The organism is Herbaspirillum sp. alder98 (genome assembly GCF_020179755.1).
In the GTDB taxonomy this organism is placed as follows: Bacteria; Pseudomonadota; Gammaproteobacteria; order Burkholderiales; family Burkholderiaceae_D; genus Herbaspirillum.
Genome location: NZ_JAIUCY010000001.1, coordinates 229880 through 245426, shown reverse-complemented (window position 1 = coordinate 245426; position 15547 = coordinate 229880). Strand labels below are relative to the sequence as shown.

The following is a 15547-nucleotide window of genomic DNA, read 5'->3' as shown; positions in this document are numbered from 1 at the left end:
CATGATCGACATTCAACTCCTCCGTAAAGACATCGACAGCGTGGCAGCGCGCCTGGCGGCCCGCAAATTCCAGCTCGACGTGGCCGGTTTCAATGCGCTGGAATCCGAGCGCAAGCAGATCCAGACCCGTACCGAAGAACTGCAGGGCAAGCGCAACAGCCTGTCCAAGCAGATCGGCATGATGAAAGGTAAGGGTGAGGACGCCTCGGCGCTGATGGCCGAAGTCAACGGCATCGCTGACGAGCTCAAGAGCTCGGCGACCCGCCTGGAACAGGTGCAGGAGCAACTGAATGCCTTCCTGCAGGCGGTGCCGAACCTGCCGCACGAATCGGTGCCGGTCGGCAGCGACGAAAGCGGCAACGTCGAATTGCGCAAGGTCGGCACGCCCCGCAGTTTCGACTTTGCGGTGAAGGACCATGTCGATGTCGGCGCGCCGCTGGGCCTCGATTTCGATACCGCCACCAAACTCACCGGCTCGCGCTTCGCCGTGCTCAAGGGCGGCATCGCCCGCCTGCACCGCGCGCTGGCGCAGTTCATGCTCAACACCCATACGCTGGAGCATGGCTACACCGAGTGCTACACGCCTTACATCGTCAATGCCGATTCGCTGCGCGGCACCGGCCAGTTGCCCAAGTTCGAGGCCGATCTGTTCGCGGCCAAGAAGGGCGGCCAGGAAGGCGAGGCCGAGAACGCCGCGCTGTACCTGATCCCCACGGCTGAAGTGCCGCTGACCAACTTCGTGCGCGACGAGATCGTGGCCGGCGATACGCTGCCCCTGAAGTTCACCGCGCACTCTCCCTGCTTCCGCTCGGAAGCGGGTTCCTACGGTCGCGATACCCGCGGCATGATTCGCCAGCACCAGTTCGACAAGGTCGAGATGGTGCAGATCGTGCACCCGGAACAATCGTATGCGGCGCTCGACGACATGCTGGGCCACGCCGAGAATATCCTCAAGAAGCTGGGCCTGCCTTACCGCGTGATCACGCTCTGCACCGGCGACATGGGCTTTGGTGCGGCCAAGACCTTCGATATCGAAGTCTGGCTGCCGGCCCAGGATACCTATCGCGAAATCTCGTCGGTGTCGAACTGCGAGGCGTTCCAGGCGCGCCGCATGCAAGCCCGTTTCCGCAATGCCCAGGGCAAGCCGGAACTGCTGCATACCCTCAATGGCTCGGGCCTGGCCGTGGGCCGTACCCTGGTGGCGGTGCTGGAGAACTACCAGCAGGCCGATGGCAGCGTCGATATTCCAGAAGTGCTGCAACCCTACATGGGCGGCGTGACCAGGCTGGTCCCCGGCGCCTGATCTGCAGCGCGCATGACAAAACGGCCGGTCCCGGAAGGGACCGGCCGTTTTGCATTGTGGCCTGCCGTTCAGGTCTCTTTTTTAGGCCTCCTTGATGGCCCAGGAGAACGTGGTCGGAATGCGGCGCTCGATGAACAGGCTGTTGCCGACGATTTTCTTGGCCTGCTTCTTGGCGCGGGTGGCGGCCGAGGCGATCTGGTGCGGCGACGAATACTGCGATGGCTCGATCTTGACCGCGCCCAGCGACACCCCCACCAGCGGATGCAGCACCCGGTTGCCCTGGCGGTCTTCCGAGTGATAGCCGCCGCGCAGGCGGTCCTCGTCGTAATAGCAGGCGGCCGACTCGACGGCGAAGTTGTCGAGCAGGGTGCGGCAGCGTTTTTCCCAGTCTTCGCTCTGGAACATGATCAGGAAGTCATCGCCGCCGATATGGCCGATGAAGTCGAGATCGGGGTCGCACGCCTGTTGCAGTACGCGTCCGGTGAGCTGGATCATGTCGTCGCCCTTGCGATAGCCGTAGACGTCGTTGAAGGGCTTGAAATGGTCGAGGTCGCAATAGCAGATGCAGAATTCGACGCCGCTCTGCAGCAGGTATTCGATATGGTCGTTGATCGGCACGTTGCCCGGCAGCTGGGTCAGCGGATTGGCATGGCGCGCCGCATCCATCTGCATCTGCGTGATCTCGCGCAGCAGGTCGTGGCCGGTGCCCAGGCCGACATACTGGCCGCGATCGGTGATGATGAAGCCATTCGACAGGTGATGCGACTCGGCGTGCACCAGCAGGTTGGACAGGTCCTGCAGGCTGGTGTCTTGCTCGGTGATGATCGGGCTCGGGTCCATGAAGAAGGCGCACGACTTCTTGCCGTACAACTCGCGCCCGTACAGGCGGGCAAAGCGCTCGACCATGCTGTAGCGGTTGATCAGGCCGATCGGCAAGCCATTGCTGACCACCGGCAGCGCCTGCAGCTCGGGGTCGTTGACGAACATGCTGTAGACCTGGTCGTTGCTCACCTCGGGGCTGACGTAGCGGGTTTCGCGCAGCAGCTTGAAGACGGTGGCGCGGCCCTTGCCCGGGCCGTACTTCTGCGCCGCCAGCGGCACCTTGTCGCGGCGCAGGGTCTTGGTGACGTCGTCCGAGATGGCGGTGGGCGGGTCGGCCAGCGGGCGGCCGATGTGGTAGCCCTGGCCGCAGGCGATGCCGAGATCGCGGATGGTGAGCAGCTCGGCCTGCGATTCGATGCCCTCGGCGATCACGATGGAGCCCGATTTCTCGGCGATTTCCTGGATCGAGCGCACGAACTGCAGTTTCATGGGGTCGTGGTTGATGCCCTGCACGAAGTGCATGTCGATCTTGACGTATTCGGGCTGCAGCTCGGACCACAGGCGCAGGCTGGAAAACCCCTCGCCGAGATCGTCGATGGCGATCTGGAACCCCATGTCGCGGTAATGCATCGCGGCGTTGCGCAACAACGCATAGTCGTAGGTCGGCTCGTTCTCGGTCAGTTCGATGATGATGCGCTGCGGGTTGATGCCCAGGCGCTCCAGGTAACGCAGCGTCTCGCCCTGGATCGCCTCGGGTTGCATCAGCGCGCCAGGGGTGACGTTGAGGAACAGATTGCCCGGCAACCCCGACTGGGCGAAACGCGCCAGCACGATGTGGCGGCACAGGTATTCCATCTGTACCGACAGGTTGTGCGCGCGCGCCACCTTGAACAGGGCCAGCGGCGAATGCAGCGCGGTATTGGAGGGCCCCCGGATCAGGCCTTCATAGCCCAGGATCTCGCCGTTGCGCATGCGCACGATGGGCTGGAACAGGGCCGACAACTTGCGCTGGGCGATGATCTCGTGGAGCAGGGCCAGCATCGGGTCGTCGGTGTCAGGCGGCAGTTCGCCGTGGGAACGGGCGAATAGCTCGGCAGACAGACCATCGAGCGGGAATTGAGCGTTGGAAAGAGGGGCCATTGTGGCGGTGTCCCGGTGGACAGAACTTAGTAAACGGACAAAACGAATGAAATGGAAATTGTTTGCGGATGCTAGAAGCGATTTATGACAAGACGATGATATGAGGGGTGTTTATCTTTTTTTGCTGTGTCAGCTAAGTTTTTTTAAAAGACGTATTCCATTCTGAAAAACCTTCTGCTATAGTTGCGTGCTTCGCTGTTCCACACAGAGAAGACGACCGTAGTACTGGAGAGGTGGCAGAGTGGTCGAATGTACCTGACTCGAAATCAGGCGTACGTTAAATCGTACCGTGGGTTCGAATCCCACCCTCTCCGCCAGTATTCAAGGCTTCCAGCCTAAAAAAAATCCCGCCTGGTGCGGGATTTTTTTTTGGCCGCATTTCGGACTCCTGGGGAAGGTCCGGCTCCCGCGATACGGGAACCAATGCGCGCCCGACTTGCGACTTGTCGCTTATTTTCATCCATGCTGACGAAACCCTGCCGCCGATCGTGCGGCCTTGTTATATTTCTAAATTAAAGAAAGATTTCGACTCGGGTCTCACTACATGTCCTTGAACCGACTGTTCCGGCTGATCTCCAGTGCGTTGCTGATGCTGTTCCTTGCGCTGGCGGTATCGCTGGTCTGGATCCAATGGGGCTTGTACCAGCGCGGCGCCTACAGCGTGCCGGCATTGCAGAACTTTCGCCTGGGCCTGATCGCCATGGAGAAAGTGTCCAGCGAGCGCGGCCCGTCCAATGCCTACATGGGTGCTCGTCCGCACGAGCGCCATGGCTTCTACCAGACCTTGCAGGCCGCGCGCGTTGCCAGCGACGCGGCGCTGACCAATCTGCGCCTGGCGATGGAGAAGGATCCGCGCCTCGAAGGCTCGGCCACCGCGGGTAATATCCAGACCGTGCAGCAGGCGCTGAGCGCTTCGCGCATGGCGGTCGATCGCCTGGGGGCGCAGGCCGAGGATGAGCGCAACCAGATGTATGTGCTGTCGGCGGTCAAGAGCACCATCGACATGATGCCGCTGCTGGTGCGGGTGGTGGCCGAGCTGGCCAGCGTCGCCGACCAGGCCGATCCGGAACTGCGCGACGGCCTGGCCGCGGTGCGCGCCACGGCCAGCTTGCGTGAATACGCGGGGCAGGTCGGCTCATCGTTCATCGCGCCGCTCATCGCCCACCGCATGCTGGATGCCGAAGAGGTGGTCGAGATCGGCCGCATGTACGGCCGCATCGAATTGCTGCGCTCGCTGCTGTCGGCGCAATTGCGCACCTATTCGACCGAGCCGGCGTTCAAGCGCGGGCTCGATGAGCTTGATCGCCAGTATTTCGAAAACGGTTTCCAGTTCCTGGATTACCTGCTGCAGGTAGGGCTGAAGTCGGGTGAGTACGGACTCACGCCGGCCGAGCTGACGCAGCGCTACGTGCCACGCATGCAAAGCATCCTCGATCTGCGCGACCTGGTGCTCGATGACATGCTGGTGCAGGCCGAGCAGCGCAACCAGCGGGCGCGCAATTTTCTGATCGCGGTGATCGTGCTGACGGTGGTGGCCTGTCTGTTCTTCCAGTTGCTGATGGTGCTGATACGTCGCCGCGTGGTGCAGCCGCTGGTCAATGCGACCGAACTGGTGGTGGGCCTGGCCGAAGGGCGTCTCGAACGCGCGATTCCGGCCACTCGCTACAACGATGAAATCGGCGGCATGCTGGGGGCGTTGACGGTGCTCAAGGAGCGCATTCTCGAACGTAACAGCCTGGCGCGCGAGCGCGAGGCGCTGATCACGCAGTTGCAGGCTTCGTCCAATACGGATTTCCTGACGGGCGTGCTGAATCGGCGTGCCTTCTTCTCGCATGGGCAGCAGCAGATGGCGGTGGCGCAGCGTTACGGGCGCGATCTGTCGGTGATCCTATTCGATATCGATCATTTCAAGCGCATCAACGACACCCATGGTCACCTGGCGGGGGACGCGGTGTTGCGCGGCGCGGCGCAGACGGCGTTGCAGTTGCTGCGCAAGGTCGATGTGCTGGCGCGCTACGGCGGCGAGGAATTCATCATCCTGCTGCCCGAATCCGACCTGCAGCAGGCGGTGCTGGTGGCGCAGAAACTGCGCCTGGCGCTGCGCCAGCAGGTGTTTGACATCGACGGCGGTGAGCGGGTGAGCATCAGCGCCAGCTTCGGTGTGGCCGCGCTGATGGAGGGGCGCAGCCTGGAACAACTGGTCAAGCTGGCCGACAACGCGCTTTACCTGGCCAAGCAGACCGGGCGCGACCGGGTCGAGTCCAGCAGCTAGGCTTTCATCTTTTGTCCGGACCGGTGTTGACGCCGGTTTTTTTGCGGCCTATTATGTTCGCGCGAACATTGATTTTACGGGGTGTCGCCAAGGCATCCGAAACAGGGCCATCGAGCACCAGGACAAAGGAGACAATCATGATCACGCAGCAACAGGTTTCGCAGTATCGGGAAGAGGGCTGGCTGGTGGTGCCGGACCTGCTCAATGACATCCTGCGGCAGCGGATGAAGGAGGCGCTGGCGCAGTGGATAGAGCAGTCGCGCGCGGTCACCGATCACACCGAGGTGTTCGATCTGGAGCGCGGCCATAGCGCCGCCGAGCCGCGCCTGCGGCGTATCAAGCAGCCGCACGTCAATCACCCCGTCTTCGAGGAATTCATCCGCTCGCAGCCGGTGCTGGCGGTACTCGAAGCCCTGCTGGGGCCAGGTTTGCGGCTGCAGAGCTCCAAGCTCAACCTGAAGTCGCCGCGCTTCGGCTCACCCGTCGAGTGGCATCAGGACTGGGCCTTCTATCCGGCCACCAACGACGACATCCTGGCCGTCGGCGTGATGCTGGACGACACGTCGCTGGAAAACGGCGCGATGCTGGTGGTGCCCGGTTCCCATAAGGGGCCGACCTACGATCATCACGACGCCGATGGCCGCTTCTGCGGCGCACTCGATCCGAATGCGCCGGGTCTGGGTCTGGAACGGGCGGTACCGATCGTCGGCCGCGCCGGTGCGGTGTCGTTTCATCACGTGCGGGCGATCCACGGCTCGGCCCAGAATCGCTCGACCATGTCGCGCAATTTCCTGCTCTACGAGGTCTGTGCGGCTGACGCCTTTCCGTTGCTGGGCGTGCCTGACTTCGACGCCTTCAACGCCCGCCTGCTGCAGGGCGAGCCGACCATCGTGCCGCGTTTTCGGGATGCGCCGGTGCGCATGCCGTTGCCGCCGGCACTCAACCAGGGGTCGATCTACGAGAACCAGTCGGCCAGCGGCAAGCGCTTCTTCGAGCAGGTCGAGGTGCCGCGCCAGGCCGCCAGCACCTGAAGAATCGCCGCTAGCACACGCCCGCTACCTCGCGTAGCGGGTCACCCGCACTCTTTGCAACAGGTCATCCCCATGCAAACGTTTCGCGTGTATCAATCGCTGTGGGCCATGGAGTGCCGTCGTCCGGACGGCCACGAATGGTCGCTCGAGCAGAAGCTGGCCATGATCCGCGACGCCGGTTTCGATGGCGCCGGCGTGCGCTTTGCCGATTTCCAGTATGCCCGTACCGTGACCGATTTCCTGCGCGAGAACGGCATGACCTGGCAGGCCCAGTGTTATCCGCGCACGGTCGACGAGCTCAAGCCGATCATCGAACATGTGCAGGCATTGGGCGCCGACCATATCAATCTGCAGGCTGACGTGCGGCCCTATACGCTGGCCGAATGCATTCCCTATGTCGAAGGCTGGAGCCGCCTGGCGGCAGACGCCGGAATTGCCTTGCATATTGAAACCCATCGCGATCGCATGACCACCGACCTGCTGTTCACGCTGCAGCTGCTGGATCGTTTTCCGGCGCTGCGCCTGACCGCGGACTTGTCGCACTATGTGGTGGGACGCGAGTTCGCCTGGCCCATCTCGGCCGAAAACCATGCCTTGATCAAGCGCATCCTCGACCAGTCCTGGGGCTTTCATGGCCGCGTGGCGAGCCGTGAGCAGATCCAGTTGCAACTGGGTTTTGCCCAGCACCGGCCATGGGTCGAATTGTTCATGCAGTGGTGGCGCGAGGGATTTGAGGGCTGGCGTCGGCGCGCTCCCGATGACGAGGTGCTGACCTTCCTGTGCGAACTGGGTCCGCCCGAATATGCCATGACCGGCGCCGACGGCTACGAGCTGTCGGATCGCTGGAACGAAGCCCAAGCGCTCATGCGCATGGCGCGTGGGCTATGGAATACGACAGAGTTGGACATCGAAGCAGGTCTCGACAAGGAGCAAGCCCCAGGCAATATCTGATTGCAGCAAGACGAGGACGGCGCCGGACCGATAAATAAAACAGCCGGCCGCCACGCCAGTGACGCCAGCCGCCCGTCCCATAAAAGGAGAGAGACAATGAACACAATCGCAAGCTCCCGGACCCATCCGGGCAATGCCGGCCGCGCGCAGTTTGGCGCTCAACCCGATGCCGCCAGTGCGGTCCAGGAGGATGCGCCCAGCGCGCTGGAAATCCGACAGCGGCGCATGGCGCTGCGCTCGTCGGTGATCGGCACCGCGCTCGAATGGTACGACTTCTTCCTCTACGGCACGGCGGCGGCGATCGTCTTCAATGTGCTGTTCTTTACCAAGCTCGATCCGATGATGGGCACGCTGGCCGCGTTCGGCTCGTATGCGCTGGGGTTCGTGGTGCGTCCGCTGGGCGGCATCGTATTCGGTCACATCGGCGACCGCATCGGGCGCAAGAATGTGCTGGTGGTGACGCTGTTGATGATGGGGCTGTCGACCACCGCGATCGGTTTTCTGCCGACCTACGCCAGCATCGGCATTGCTGCTCCCATCCTGCTGACGCTGTTGCGGCTGGTGCAGGGTTTTGCGGCCGGCGCCGAATTCGGCGGGGCGGTCACCATGTCGGCCGAATATGCGCCGGTCAACAAGCGCGGGTACTACGCCAGCTGGCCCGGCGTGGGCGTGGCGCTGGGCGTGGTGTTGTCGGCGGGCGCCTTTGCGCTGGTGCGCATGCTGCCCGAAGATGACTTCATGCGCTATGGCTGGCGGATTCCTTTCCTGCTGAGTTCGATCGGCCTGGCCGTGGGGATCTATATTCGCCTGTTCGTGCAGGAGTCGCCCACGTTCGAAAAGATGAAGCAGCGCAAGACGGTCGAGAAGTCGCCGGTCAAGGCGGTCTGGCGCGAGCAGAAGCGCAGCCTGCTGATTGCCATCGGCGCGCGTTTTTCGGAAAACACGGCCGGCTATATCTTCCAGGTGTGGGCGCTGTCCTATCTCACCAGTCAATTGAAGGTGCCCACCAGCGTCGGGCTGATGGCGGTGCTGATCGGCGCCGGCATTGGCGCCTTGCTCAATCCGGTGTGGGGCGCATTGTCGGATCGGGTGGGGCGGCGGCCGGTGTATATCTTCGGCATCCTGGTGATGATCTTCGGCGCATTGCCGTTCTTCTGGATGCTCGAGACCCGGCAGACGCCGATGATCATCGGCGCGTTCGTGATGATGATCGTGTTCGGCCTGTATCCGATGTTCTCGGTGCAGGCGGCGTTCTTTGCCGAACTGTTCCCGCCGCGCATGCGCATGAGCGGCATCTGTACGGCCCGCGAGCTGTCGTCGGTCATCACCGGCGGCATGGCGCCGGTGATCGCTACCGGACTATTGGCGTATTACGGTGGCAGCTATTATCCGATCGTGGCCTACATCGTGTTCATGGGCACGGTCGCGCTGGTGGCGCTGATCATGGCGCCGGAGACGCGTGGCATCGTCTACGACGAGGACCAGTGAGCGGCTGTCGGTGAGCAGCCTTATGCGCTCTCGCGCTCGATGATGCTGTAGCCGAGGTCGCAGATGGGCTGCTCCACGCCTTCGCCATTGAGGCGCGCCACCAGCATGCGGGCCGCAGTGGCGCCGATCTGGTGGCCGCTGATCTGGACCGTGGTCAGCGCCGGCATTACCTCGGGGGCGATTTCGAGATTGGCGAAACCGGCCAGGGCGAGGCGCCCGGGCACGTCGACGCCACGCCGCAGGCATTCCATGGTGGCGCCAGCGGCGATGACGTCATTGCTGAAGAAGGCGGCGTCGACCTGGGGATGATCGCGCAACAGGCGGCCCACTACTTCACGCCCGGCATGCAGGAACGAGCCCAGCGCGATCTTGATGTGGACCGGTTCGGCTGCCTGGCGCGCCAGCAGGGCGTCGCGCAGCCCGGAAAAACGGGCCAGCCCGCGCGGGTCTTCGCCACCGACGAACGCCATCTGGCGATAGCCCTTCTGGTACAGGTAATCGCCCATTGCGCGCCCGGCGTCGTGGTTGTTGAAGCCGACCAGCATATCGATGGGGCGTTGCGTCAGGTCCCAGGTTTCGACCACCGGGATGCCCGCTGCCTTGAGGCGTTGGCGGGTACGGGCCGAGTGTTGCACGCCGGTCAGCACCAGGCCGTCGACGCGGCGGCCGATGAAGGCTTCCACCAGCGCCGTCTCGGCGTCTTCCGAATAATTGGTCTGGCCCAGCAGCAGCTGGTAGCGTTCGCCGCTGAGGTGTTCCGACAGCCCGCGCACGGTTTCGGCGAAGATCGAATGGCTGATGGTGGGCACGATGGCGGCGATGATGCGGGTGCGGCGCGATGCCAGGCCACCGGCCAGCAAGTTGGGAATGTAGCCCATGCTGGCGATGAAGGTCTCGACCTTGGCGCGGGTCGCTGGCGAGACCTTCTCCGGCGTATTGATCACGCGCGAGACGGTAATGTGCGACACGCCGGCGGCACGGGCGACGTCTTCCTTGGTGATGGCGCGCACCGGCACGGTGCCGGGAGACGTCTCGGGAGCGGTTTTTCTTTTCATTTAGCGGGGAGGGCTGGCCTGGTCAGCAAGCATAACAGCAAGTGCGACGGCCACGATTAACTAGTTAGTCGCTAGTCGCGGTCGTTGAAGGCCGAGATGTGCGAGACCTGGAATACCCCCGACAAGGATTGCAGCTCGTTGCGGTGCAGTTGCGCCAGGCGATGCAGATATTGCTCGCCCAGTTCGGTCAGCCGCACCTGCACCAGGCGCTTGTCGCGGTCGTCGGGCGCGCGCGTGACCAGGCCGGCCTTGACGCAACGCGTGACCAGCGCCACCACGCCGTGATGCTGGGCCTGCAAGCGCTCGGCCAGTTCGCTGATGCTGGCCCACTCGCGCCCGGGAAAGCCCTTGATGTGCAGCAACAGCAGGTATTGCAGGGGAGTCAGGCCTTCGCTCTGGGCCGCATCTTCCGAGAAGCGCAGAAAACGGCGCAACTGATAACGAAAATCGGAGAGCGCTTCGAAGTCTTCCTTTTGCAATCGGGAGCCTTTCATCGGGATGCTCCGATATCACTTTGGCAAGCCGTGTTCAGGCTGAATCCCGCTGAGGGTAGAGCAAATCCGGACATATGTATCATCTTGTGATGTAATTGCGACTGGTCCGCGTCGGGAAGGGCGCGGCGTTATCTATTTGATTAACTAAATGATCAGGTCAATCGGTCGCGACAGATCGAAAGAGCAGGACATGTCCGATTCTATCTTGCAGTGGTTCAAAAGTTTCATTCCCGCCCCCGGCAATGTCGATCGCTTCGAGCGCATGCGCTCCTGCGCCGGCAGCCTGTTCGGAATTTTGTTAGTCGGTCTGGCCAGTTACGCGCTGCTGCCGCGTGCAGTCGGCACGATCTGGCTGATCGCTCCCATGGGCGCCTCTGCGGTGCTGCTGTTTGCGGTGCCATCGAGCCCGCTGGCGCAGCCCTGGTCGATCATCGGCGGCAATCTCAGTGCGGCGCTGATCGGCGTGACCTGTGCCAGGCTGTTGCACGAACCGGCGCTGGCGGCGGCATTGGCCATTGCGCTGGCGATCGGCGCGATGTTCTTGCTGCGCTGCCTGCATCCGCCCAGCGGCGCGGTGGCGTTGACGGCGGTGCTGGGTGGCCCGGCTGTGCATGACATGGGATATGCGTTCGTGTTGTCGCCGGTCGGACTCAATTCGGTCCTGTTGCTGGCCACGGCGCTGTTCTTCAACAACGCCAGCGGCCGTCGCTATCCGCACGCGCAGCAAAGCGAGGCGCGCCATGCGCACCAGACCCGCGACGAGCCGCCGATGACGCGGCTGGGTTTTTCGCATGCAGACCTGGACGAGGTGCTCAAGCGTTACAACCAGGTGATCGATATCGGTCGCGATGACCTCGAAGAGATTTTCATGCAGACCGAGATGCGGGCGTACCACCGTCGCTTCGGCCAGACTAATTGTGAGGCGGTGATGTCGCGCGACATCGTGGCGGTCGAGTTTGCCACGGGTCTGGATGAGGCCTGGACGCTGTTGCGGCAACACCGCTTGCGCGCCTTGCCGGTGCTGGATCGGGCGCGTCATGTGATCGGCATCGTCAGTCGCAGCGATTTTCTGTTGCATGCCGAAGCCGAGTCGCACGGCGGCTGGAGCGAGAAGCTGCGCGGCCTGTTGCGGCGCGTGCCGTTTTCGCATTCGGACAAGCCGGAAGTGGTGGGGCAGATCATGCAGCGCCCGGTGGTTACGGCCCGTGTCGATACCCCCATCCTGGCGCTGGTGGCACGCATGGCCGATGGCTTGCATCAGATCCCGATTGTCGATGCCGATGACAAGCTGGTCGGCATGCTGACCCAATCCGACATGATTGCCGCGCTGTACGAGAAGAATCTGGCGGCGACGCGTTCCGACTTGCGCAGCGTGGCTTGACAGCATGGGCGGGCGGGGAGATTCTGGCGCAAGCCTGAAAAGGCGCTTGCCATGAAAGGAGCCTGCCATGAAAGCACTGCTGTTGCCGCTGTCGCTGCTGGTTGCAGTACTGGCGTTGAGCGCTTGTGATCGCAAGGGCGGCACGCCGCCCAAGCCGGTGACGTCGTCGTTGTCGGTAACCATGTCGACCGGACATGGCTGATTGCTGTTGAGTTATCTTTTTTGTGAATATCTGCTATTGCCACAATAAAGCAGACTGGCGTGGGGGCGATCGCTATAGTTGCACCTGTCTCCTCCAATCTCCTCCTTAAGAAATTGGATTGAAGCCCGCAGCCAACAGGTTCGCGGGCTTTTTTTTGTCTTGCGTCTGGGGTGGTGATGCAGCAAGGCAGCAGCATCGTCTTGCATCTTGTAAGATGTCGGGCCAGGCTCGCCAATGTGCCGTGGCCTCATGGTCTTTCCGCTTTAGTCAGAATCCTTCATGTCCCAGTCTCCCGCGTCTCCTCCCACGACTCCATTGCCGGAGCGACCCGATACACCTTGTGTGGCAGTCTGCTCGACCACCTTCGATGACATCTGCCGCGGCTGCGGCCGCAGTGTCGACGAAGTGGCGCAATGGGTATTCATGGCGCCGGAAGAAAAAGAGGTGGTGTGGCTGCGCATCCTGGCGCAGGGTTACCCGCGTCGCAATTATTGATTCATTGGCTGGGCTGGCCGAAGAATCCGACGCCTGCGCGGCGCAGCATGTCGGTCAATGCGATCAGCGGCAAGCCGGTCAGGGCGGTCGGGTCTTCGCTGCGGATGCTTTGCAGGATGGCAATGCCCAAGCCTTCGTTCTTGGCGCTGCCGGCGCAATCGTAGGGCTGTTCGATCCTGAGATAGGCATCCAGCTCGGCGTCCGGCAGGTCGCGAAACTGCACCACGGTTTGTACATTGCGGATTTGCGCGGCGTCGGCCGCATCCGGGCGACGTCCATCCCACAGGCACAGGGCGGTATGAAAGATCACTTCGCGACCGCGCATGGTCTGCAGTTGCTGCAAGGCATTGGCGTGGTTGCCGGGCTTGCCGATTTGCAGGCCATCCAGCGTGGCCACCTGGTCGGAGCCGATCACCAGCGCCGCGCCGGCGCGACTGGCCACCGCCGCCGCTTTCTCGCGCGCCAGGCGCTGCGCGGTGACGTCGGGCGTTTCACCGGCCAGCGGGCTTTCGTCGATGTCCGGCACCATGGTCTCGAACGGCAGGCCGAGGCGACTCAGCAATTCGCGGCGATAGGCTGAGCTCGATCCCAGGATCAGGCGCGGCAGGGCAGGGAAGATGGCTTGCTGGAGCATGGTGGAGGCAGAAGAAATGTGGTTGGAATGGCAAGCAGGAGGTGGCGAATGCACCGGGTAGCCACAGTCGGACGTTGAAAATCGCAGGGACTGCGCTAACGCTTTGACTGGTAAGGAATTTTTCTGTTATTATCGCAGGTTTTCCGGATTCCAGCTTTGATTATGAATGCACTGGTGATTGACGCGTTCGAGTTCTGCCGCCACAAGCAGCAGGCCCAAGGCCAGGTTCCGGTTGCTGAATTAGGTCGTCTGGCGCAAGAGACGGTTGACCGTTCCGGTGCGATTTCGTGGGCATTGTCCGGCGATATCGACAAGCTGGGACATGCTCAACTTAGTCTGGCAGTGTCGGGAGTTGTTCATCTGACCTGTCAGCGTTGCCTGACGGCATTGCCCTTCGAGATTGATTCGAAGTCGCTGCTGGTATTGGCAAAAGATGAGGCGCAGGCCGATGCGATCGAGCAACTGCTCGACGATGACCAGATCGATGTCATCGTTGGGTCAGCCGCTTTCGACGCAGCCAACCTGGTCGAGGATGAGGCGTTGCTGGCATTGCCGGTGGCGCCCAAGCATGATGTTTGTCCCGACAGTGGTGTGGTGGCCGAGGCCAAGGGTACTGAGCGGGCTTCCCCGTTTGCGGTACTGAAGAAATTGAAGCAGTAATGTTTCGGGGATGTCCGGCTGGTGCCGGGCAGCACATGTCGATTGCAGAAAAACTGGTTTCGATGTGTTAAAATTTTCAATCTTAAGGTTTAGGAGTAATCATGGCCGTTCAACAGAACAAAAAGACCCCGTCCAAGCGTGGTATGCACCGCGCACACGACTTTCTGACTGCACCTCCGCTGGCTGTCGAGCCGACAACTGGTGAGACTCACCTGCGTCACCACATCAGCCCGAACGGTTTCTACCGTGGTCGCAAGGTGCTGAAGACCAAGAACGACGAGTAATCTCATTCATTGAGCTTGCTGTTTTTCAAGAAAAGCGGCGCAATGAGCTTCTGTACAAGGAGGTTCATTTTGCGCCGCTTTTTTACGCCCGCCACAATCTGCCGATCATCGCGGTTGCGCCCTTTGTCGGTGCTCCGGTGGCCGGTGCGACATGTGCCAGCCATTTGCGCGGCGTCATGTTGAACGGTGCCAGAACTGCCCCATAATGTGGGCTGGCAAGGCTCTGAATCAAATAAATGACCATCAAAATATCCATCGACTGCATGGGCGGAGATCACGGCCCGTCAGTCACGCTGCCGGCCGCTGCCTCCTTCCTTCGGCAGGAACCCGACGCCGAGCTGATCCTGGTGGGCGCTGAAGCGGTATTGCAGCCGCTGCTCAAGAAGTATCGCCTGGCCGATGAGCCACGGGTGCGCATCCAGCATGCCTCCGAGGTGGTCACCATGGAAGATCCGATCGAAGTGGCACTGCGCCGCAAGAAGGATTCGTCGATGCGCGTGGCCATTACGCTGGTCAAGCAGGGTGATGCCCAGGCTGCCGTATCGGCCGGTAACACCGGCGCGCTCATGGCCGTGTCGCGCTACGTGCTCAAGACCCTGCCGGGCGTGGACCGTCCGGCCATCTGCACCATCCTCCCGAACCAGAAGGACGGTCCGACCTACATGCTCGACCTGGGCGCCAATGTCGACTGCGAACCACAGCATTTGCAACAATTTGCATTGATGGGCTCGGCGCTGGTGTCGGTGATGGAAGGCAAGCCGCGACCCACGGTCGGGTTGCTCAATATCGGCGAGGAAGACATCAAGGGCAACGAAGTGGTCAAGGAGACCGCCGCGCTGCTGCGGGCCGACCACGCCAAGGGCGTCCTCAACTTCTACGGCAATGTCGAGGGCAACGATATCTTCGAAGGCACGACCGACCTGGTGGTGTGCGATGGCTTTGTCGGCAACGTCACATTGAAGGCTTCCGAAGGCCTGGGGCGCTTCGTCAAGATCGTACTGACGACGGAATTCAAGAAGGGCATCATCAACAAGCTGGGCGCGCTCATCGCCTATGGTGCGATCAAGGCGCTGTCGCGTCGCCTCAATCCTTCCCGGTACAATGGCGCCAGCCTGCTGGGCCTCAAGGGCCTGGTGTTCAAGAGTCATGGCGGCGCCGATGTCTATGCTTTCGAATGGGCCATCCGCCGCGCCTACGATGCGGCCAAATACGATGTGCTCTCGCGCATTGCCGCCAGCATGGCAGAATTGATGACCCAGGAGCCGGCAGAGGTCGTGACCGCTGATGCAGTTGCAGCCCCGGCGCCGTTGCAATCATCGAACTAACAGAACAGAG

Annotated in this window: 16 protein-coding genes and 1 tRNA gene; 12 read left to right on the top strand and 5 right to left on the bottom strand. The window is 62.0% G+C overall.

The annotated features are described in order from the left end of the window. Position 1 precedes the first annotated feature (1 nt). Positions 2-1303, top strand: coding sequence for a serine--tRNA ligase (gene serS, locus LBW87_RS01210; protein ID WP_225199604.1), 1302 nt, complete (start codon positions 2-4; stop codon positions 1301-1303). A gap of 81 nt (positions 1304-1384) precedes the next feature. Here the strand turns inward: serS and LBW87_RS01205 are convergent, their stop codons facing one another. Continuing rightward, on the bottom strand, positions 1385-3265 hold the full coding sequence (locus LBW87_RS01205; RefSeq protein WP_225199603.1) for a GGDEF domain-containing protein: 1881 nt from the start codon (positions 3263-3265) through the stop codon (positions 1385-1387). 227 nt (positions 3266-3492) lie between these two features. On the opposite strand from LBW87_RS01205, the gene LBW87_RS01200 reads away from it, so the two are divergent. From LBW87_RS01200 to LBW87_RS01180, 5 genes are all read left to right on the top strand, one after another. Next, positions 3493-3582 (top strand) — tRNA-Ser (locus tag LBW87_RS01200). 227 nt (positions 3583-3809) lie between these two features. After that, positions 3810-5537: a diguanylate cyclase gene (locus LBW87_RS01195; RefSeq protein ID WP_225199602.1), complete on the top strand. Its 1728-nt coding sequence runs from the start codon at positions 3810-3812 to the stop codon at positions 5535-5537. Positions 5538-5674: 137 nt separating this feature from the next. Next, a complete protein-coding gene (locus LBW87_RS01190) occupies positions 5675-6568 on the top strand; it encodes a phytanoyl-CoA dioxygenase family protein (protein WP_225199601.1) in 894 nt (297 codons plus the stop codon). A 72-nt stretch (positions 6569-6640) separates the two neighbouring features. Continuing rightward, on the top strand, positions 6641-7519 hold the full coding sequence (locus LBW87_RS01185) for a sugar phosphate isomerase/epimerase family protein (RefSeq protein ID WP_225199600.1): 879 nt from the start codon (positions 6641-6643) through the stop codon (positions 7517-7519). 96 nt (positions 7520-7615) lie between these two features. Next, positions 7616-9007: an MFS transporter gene (locus tag LBW87_RS01180; RefSeq protein ID WP_225199599.1), complete on the top strand. Its 1392-nt coding sequence runs from the start codon at positions 7616-7618 to the stop codon at positions 9005-9007. A gap of 20 nt (positions 9008-9027) precedes the next feature. Here the strand turns inward: LBW87_RS01180 and LBW87_RS01175 are convergent, their stop codons facing one another. Next, positions 9028-10062 (bottom strand): LacI family DNA-binding transcriptional regulator, encoded by a 1035-nt coding sequence (locus tag LBW87_RS01175; RefSeq protein WP_225199598.1) that lies wholly within the window; start codon positions 10060-10062, stop codon positions 9028-9030. A gap of 71 nt (positions 10063-10133) precedes the next feature. After that, positions 10134-10556, bottom strand: a complete 423-nt coding sequence (locus LBW87_RS01170; protein WP_225199597.1) for a MarR family winged helix-turn-helix transcriptional regulator — start codon at positions 10554-10556, stop codon at positions 10134-10136. Positions 10557-10746: 190 nt separating this feature from the next. Here LBW87_RS01170 and LBW87_RS01165 point away from each other — a divergent pair, with 190 nt between their 5' ends. The 3 genes from LBW87_RS01165 (at position 10747) to LBW87_RS01160 (ending at position 12634) form a co-directional block, all read left to right on the top strand. Next, the gene (locus LBW87_RS01165) at positions 10747-11937 is read left to right on the top strand and encodes an HPP family protein (RefSeq protein ID WP_225199596.1); all 1191 of its coding nucleotides are present in this window, start codon (positions 10747-10749) and stop codon (positions 11935-11937) included. A 67-nt stretch (positions 11938-12004) separates the two neighbouring features. Beyond that, positions 12005-12139 (top strand): hypothetical protein, encoded by a 135-nt coding sequence (locus tag LBW87_RS23830; RefSeq protein ID WP_265112832.1) that lies wholly within the window; start codon positions 12005-12007, stop codon positions 12137-12139. 279 nt (positions 12140-12418) lie between these two features. Continuing rightward, positions 12419-12634: a DUF1289 domain-containing protein gene (locus LBW87_RS01160; protein WP_225199595.1), complete on the top strand. Its 216-nt coding sequence runs from the start codon at positions 12419-12421 to the stop codon at positions 12632-12634. A 1-nt stretch (position 12635) separates the two neighbouring features. Here LBW87_RS01160 and LBW87_RS01155 read toward each other — a convergent pair whose 3' ends face one another. Then, entirely contained in the window at positions 12636-13268 is a 633-nt protein-coding gene (locus tag LBW87_RS01155) for a Maf family nucleotide pyrophosphatase (protein WP_225199594.1), read from the bottom strand. 162 nt (positions 13269-13430) lie between these two features. Between LBW87_RS01155 and LBW87_RS01150 the strand changes: the two genes are divergently transcribed. Then, entirely contained in the window at positions 13431-13928 is a 498-nt protein-coding gene (locus tag LBW87_RS01150; RefSeq protein WP_225199593.1) for a YceD family protein, read from the top strand. A gap of 101 nt (positions 13929-14029) precedes the next feature. After that, positions 14030-14212 carry a 50S ribosomal protein L32 gene (gene rpmF / locus LBW87_RS01145; protein ID WP_006463510.1) on the top strand — a complete coding sequence of 61 codons (183 nt, stop codon included), beginning with the start codon at positions 14030-14032 and terminating at the stop codon, positions 14210-14212. Between the two features lie 2 nt (positions 14213-14214). On the opposite strand, the gene LBW87_RS01140 is transcribed toward rpmF, so the two are convergent. Further along, positions 14215-14490 (bottom strand): hypothetical protein, encoded by a 276-nt coding sequence (locus LBW87_RS01140; RefSeq protein WP_225200345.1) that lies wholly within the window; start codon positions 14488-14490, stop codon positions 14215-14217. Here LBW87_RS01140 and plsX point away from each other — a divergent pair. Then, positions 14449-15537, top strand: coding sequence for a phosphate acyltransferase PlsX (plsX, locus tag LBW87_RS01135; RefSeq protein WP_225199592.1), 1089 nt, complete (start codon positions 14449-14451; stop codon positions 15535-15537). The two genes, LBW87_RS01140 and plsX, sit on opposite strands and share 42 nt — an antisense overlap. The last annotated feature ends 10 nt before the right edge of the window (positions 15538-15547 follow it).